Consider the following 4,138-nt stretch of genomic DNA (forward strand, 5'->3'; position numbering starts at 1 on the left):
GAGGATATTGAGAAAGGCCGAGGTCAGCTCGGATTGCGGCCGGTCGGGCACCGACAGCACGGCGATCTCGTAGGGGATCGCCGGGGCGAAGGGCCGCGCGACCAGACCCGCCCCGGCGAAGCTGCGCGCCGAGAAGATGTCGACGATCGAGACGCCATAGCCCGAGGCGACCAGCGAACAGATCGAGGCGAAGAAATCCACCTCGGCCACCGGCCGGTACTCGGCCCCGCTCTCGTCGAAGGCCAGCCGCACCCGATGCGAGATCATGCGCTCGGCCGGCATCGCGACGAAAGGCAGGCCGGAGAGATCGGTCGGGGTCAGCGCCTCGCGCGCGGCAAGGGGGTGATCGGCGGGCAGGATGGCCACCGTCCGCAGCCGATAGCGCCGCACGGTCACACCCGCGAGATCGCGCGGCAGCTCGCAGACCGCGACATCGACGCCGGTGCCGGGGAAATAGCTCAGGATCTCCTCGGAGGTCCGGTTGATCATTCGCAGCCGCACGTCGGGGAAAAGCTGCCCGAACCGCGCCACCACCATGGGCAGCATCGAGATGGCCGCCGAAGGGTGACCCGCGACGGTCAGCGCCCCCAGCTCGTTGCCGCGGATCCCCGCGGTCACGTCGCCGAGCTTCCGCACCGCCCGCAGCACGTTCTCGGCCTCGTCGAGGAACAGCCGACCCTTCGGCGTCAGCGCCTGACCGCTGCTGGTCCGGGTGAAGAGGCCGAAGCCGATCGCCTTCTCCAGCTTGCCGAGCTGCAGGCTGACCGCCGGCTGGGTGATGCCGAGGATTCGAGCCGCCGCGGAGGAGGATCCGTTGTGCACGACGGCCAGAAAGGTTTCCAAAAGCCTAATATCCATGCGCCACCGCCCAAGTTTACATCACGACCGGCCCAAGAGCCGGATTTTGCTATAAGCAATACTTACATCAGAAAATCCTTTGTTTGCTAGGACTATCTGCGTATGTTTTTGATACGACCACAAAGGCATAACGCAAAATTTGCTCACAGGCGGACCTCCTCATGCAAGACACCGAAGTTCTCGAGACGCCGGCGGAGCCGGTCATCGCAGCCCGCGGCGTCTCGAAACGCTTCGGTCAGGTGCAGGTTCTGCACGATGTCTCGCTCGCCGTGAACAGCGGCGACGTGGTCTGCGTCATCGGTCCTTCGGGTCGGGCGAAGACCACCCTGCTGCGCTGCATGGCGCTCCTGGAGCAGCCCTCGGCGGGCGAGATCGTGCTGAACGGCGCTGTCATCGCCGATGCGGCCGGCAGCGGGGCGACGCGGCGCGAGGCGAAGCGGGTGCGGCCCGAGATCGGCCTCGTTTTCCAGCACTTCAACCTCTGGCCGCACATGACCGCGCTCGGCAATGTCATCGAGGGGCCGATCCGGGCGCGCGGCCTGTCGCGGGAGGCGGCGACCGAGCGCGCCATGACCCTGCTGCGCAAGGTCGGGCTAGAGGACAAGGCCGAGAGCTACCCCTCCCGGCTCTCCGGCGGGCAGCAGCAGCGCGTCGCCATCGCCCGCGCCCTCGCCATGCAGCCGGCGGTCATCATGTTCGACGAGGCGACCTCCGCTCTCGACCCCGAACTCCGTCACGAGGTGCTGCAGGTCATGCGCACCCTGGCCCACGAGGGCATGACCATGCTGGTCGTGACCCATGAGATGGGCTTCGCCCGCAGCGTCGGTGACCGGCTGATCTTCATGGATCAGGGCTGCATCGTCGAGGACAGCGTTCCCGAACAGTTTTTCCAGAACCCGTCGACAGAACGGGCCGCCCGGTTCCTGCGCCAGATCCAGGACTGACCGGCAAGACCACCGCAACCGCGATCCCCAACAGGAGTCCACCCATGCTTTCGAAATTCCGTTCCGGCGTCTCCGCCCTCGCCCTGCCGGCCCTGCTCGCCGGCGCCGCCCTGGCCACGCCGGCCGCCGCGCAGGAGACATCGCGCCTCATCGAGGTGACGAAATCTGGCACCCTGCGGGTCTGCCAATACCCGATGTACTACTCGATCTCCTTCCGCAACCCGACCACCGGCGAGATCGAAGGCATCGACGCCGACCTGTCGAAGGAGCTGGCCAAGGAACTGGGCGTCGAGCTGGAGATCGTGGAAAGCTCCTTCGGCACCTTCATCGCCGACATCCAGGCCAGCAAATGCGATATCGGCATGTTCGGCATCGGCGCCACGCTGCAGCGCGCCCAGGCGGTCGAATTCTCCAAGCCCTACCTGCGCACCTCGATCTACGGCATCGCGCGCAAGGACGGCAAGGTCGCGACCTGGAGCGACATCGATAAGCCGGGTGTCCGCGCCGTCACCACGCTCGGCTCCTATGTCGAGCCCTTCATGCGCGACTACCTGAAGCAGGCGACGCTCGAGGCGATCTCGCCGCCCGCCACCCGCGAGGGCGAGTTGATGACCAACCGCGCGGATGTGGTGATGTCGGACTATCCGACCGCCATCAAGGTGCAGTCGGAATTCGACTGGGCGGTGATCATCAAGCCGGACGAGCCGCTGCGCGTCACGCCCTATTCCTATGTCGTGCCGCAGGGCGACCAGATCTGGCTGAACTACGTCAACCTCTTCGTCGACACGATCAAGCTCGACGGCCGGCTCGACTTCTACGCCGAGAAGAACGGCCTGACCGAGATCGTCGCCGACTGATCCCCGCCGCACCCGGTTCCGGCCAGCGCGGCCGGAACCGCACCGACCTCCCGATGGAGCCCCCATGTTCAGCTACAGCTTCCGTTGGGACATCATCCCGACCAACTTCAACTTCCTGCTCTCCGGCCTGCAGAACACGCTGATCCTCTCGGCCGCGACCCTCGTGCTGGCCATGCTCGGCGGGCTGCTGATCGCCACGCTCGACATGTCCCGCTTCCGGCCGCTGCGCTGGCTGGGCCTCGGCGTCGGCGAGATCATCCGCAACACGCCGATCCTGGTGCAGCTGCTCTGGGTCTATTACGTGCTGCCGATCGTCTTCGGCATCAACCTCTCGGCCTATGCCGCGCTGCTGATCGGGCTGAGCGTCTATTCCTCGGCCTTCATCTCGGAAAGCTACCGCGCCGGGATCCAGGCGGTGCCGAAGGGCCAGATCGAGGCGGCGCATGTCGTCGGGCTGAGCAACGTCCAAACCTTCTTCCGCATCATCCTGCCCCAGGCCATCCGCATGACCCTGCCGGCGCTGGCGGCGAATTTCGTGCAGCTGATCAAGTATTCCTCGCTGGGCTCGGTGATCTCGGTGCCCGAGATCACCCGGCGCGGGATGGAGCTGTCCTCCTCGACCTTCCGCCCGCTGGAGATCTTCACCTTCATCGCCGTGATGTATTTCTGCATCTGCTGGCCCCTCGCCATGGCGATCCGGCTGTGGGAACGCCGGCTGAGCAACAAGTAACCTCCCTTACCGAACGGACTGTCCCGATGACCCTGCTGACCCAGGCCCCGCGCACCTTCATGGGCGTGCCCTTCTCGCGCGATCCCAAGGGGGCCAAGGCCGCCATCCTCGGCGTGCCCTTCGACTGCGGCATCCATCCCTTCCGCATCGGCTCGCGCGAGGGACCGGACGCGATCCGCGACCAGTCGCTGCTGATCCGCCCCTATCACCCCGAGTTCGGCGACCTGAACCTGCCGGAGGCGCTGGGGCTCGTCGATTGCGGCAACGTGCGCCTGACGCCCTCGCGGATCGAGGACGCCTTCGCCGCGACCGAGAAGGCGGCGGCGGCGATCCTCGAGGCCGGGGCCGTGCCGGTTGGCTTCGGCGGCGACGGGTCGGTCTCGCTGCCGCTGGTGCGGGCGGCGGCGCAGAAGCACCCGGGGCTCTGCGTCATCCATATCGACAGCCACACCGACGCCTATCGCCCCGACCCCGACCACCCGCTCGACGCCTCGACCCAGTTCACCTTCGCCGCGCTGGAGCAGCGGGTCAGCGCGACGCTGTCCTACCATCTTGGCCTGCGCGGCACGACGATGGTCGGCGGGGTGCACGATCACGGGCGCGAGCTCGGCTACAACCTGATCACGCTGCGCGACTACCTGCGGCGCGGGCCCGAGACCGTGGCGGCCGAGATCCGCGCGGCGATCGGCGAACGGCCGGTGTATTTCTCCTTCGACATGGATGTCTTCGACCCCTCCTGCGCGCCGGGC

At 66.8% G+C, this 4,138-nt stretch carries 5 protein-coding genes; 4 read left to right on the forward strand and 1 reads right to left on the reverse strand.

The genetic code is table 11. From position 1 onward, the window contains the following. On the reverse strand, positions 1-858 hold an 858-nt coding region (locus C5F48_RS22155; protein WP_146170705.1), incomplete at its 3' end, for a LysR family transcriptional regulator. A gap of 161 nt (positions 859-1,019) precedes the next feature. Between C5F48_RS22155 and C5F48_RS22160 the strand changes: the two genes are divergently transcribed. The 4 genes from C5F48_RS22160 to C5F48_RS22175 all read left to right on the forward strand — a co-directional run. Next, entirely contained in the window at positions 1,020-1,802 is a 783-nt protein-coding gene (locus C5F48_RS22160) for an amino acid ABC transporter ATP-binding protein (RefSeq protein ID WP_107665910.1), read from the forward strand. Positions 1,803-1,846: 44 nt separating this feature from the next. Further along, positions 1,847-2,659, forward strand: a complete 813-nt coding sequence (locus tag C5F48_RS22165) for a transporter substrate-binding domain-containing protein (protein WP_107665911.1) — start codon at positions 1,847-1,849, stop codon at positions 2,657-2,659. A 64-nt stretch (positions 2,660-2,723) separates the two neighbouring features. Beyond that, the gene (locus tag C5F48_RS22170; protein WP_107665912.1) at positions 2,724-3,389 is read left to right on the forward strand and encodes an amino acid ABC transporter permease; all 666 of its coding nucleotides are present in this window, start codon (positions 2,724-2,726) and stop codon (positions 3,387-3,389) included. Between the two features lie 26 nt (positions 3,390-3,415). After that, positions 3,416-4,138 (forward strand): arginase family protein (locus C5F48_RS22175; RefSeq protein WP_107665913.1); only part of this gene is annotated, 723 nt, incomplete at its 3' end.

The sequence above is a fragment of the Cereibacter changlensis JA139 genome (assembly GCF_003034985.1).
Classification (GTDB): Bacteria; Pseudomonadota; Alphaproteobacteria; order Rhodobacterales; family Rhodobacteraceae; genus Cereibacter; species Cereibacter changlensis.

Coding starts and splice junctions, on each gene's coding strand:
- C5F48_RS22165 (WP_107665911.1), top strand. CDS start 1,847: ATGCTTTCGAAATTCCGTTCCGGCGTCTCCGCCCTCGCCCTGCCGGCC.
- C5F48_RS22170 (WP_107665912.1), top strand. CDS start 2,724: ATGTTCAGCTACAGCTTCCGTTGGGACATCATCCCGACCAACTTCAAC.
- C5F48_RS22160 (WP_107665910.1), top strand. CDS start 1,020: ATGCAAGACACCGAAGTTCTCGAGACGCCGGCGGAGCCGGTCATCGCA.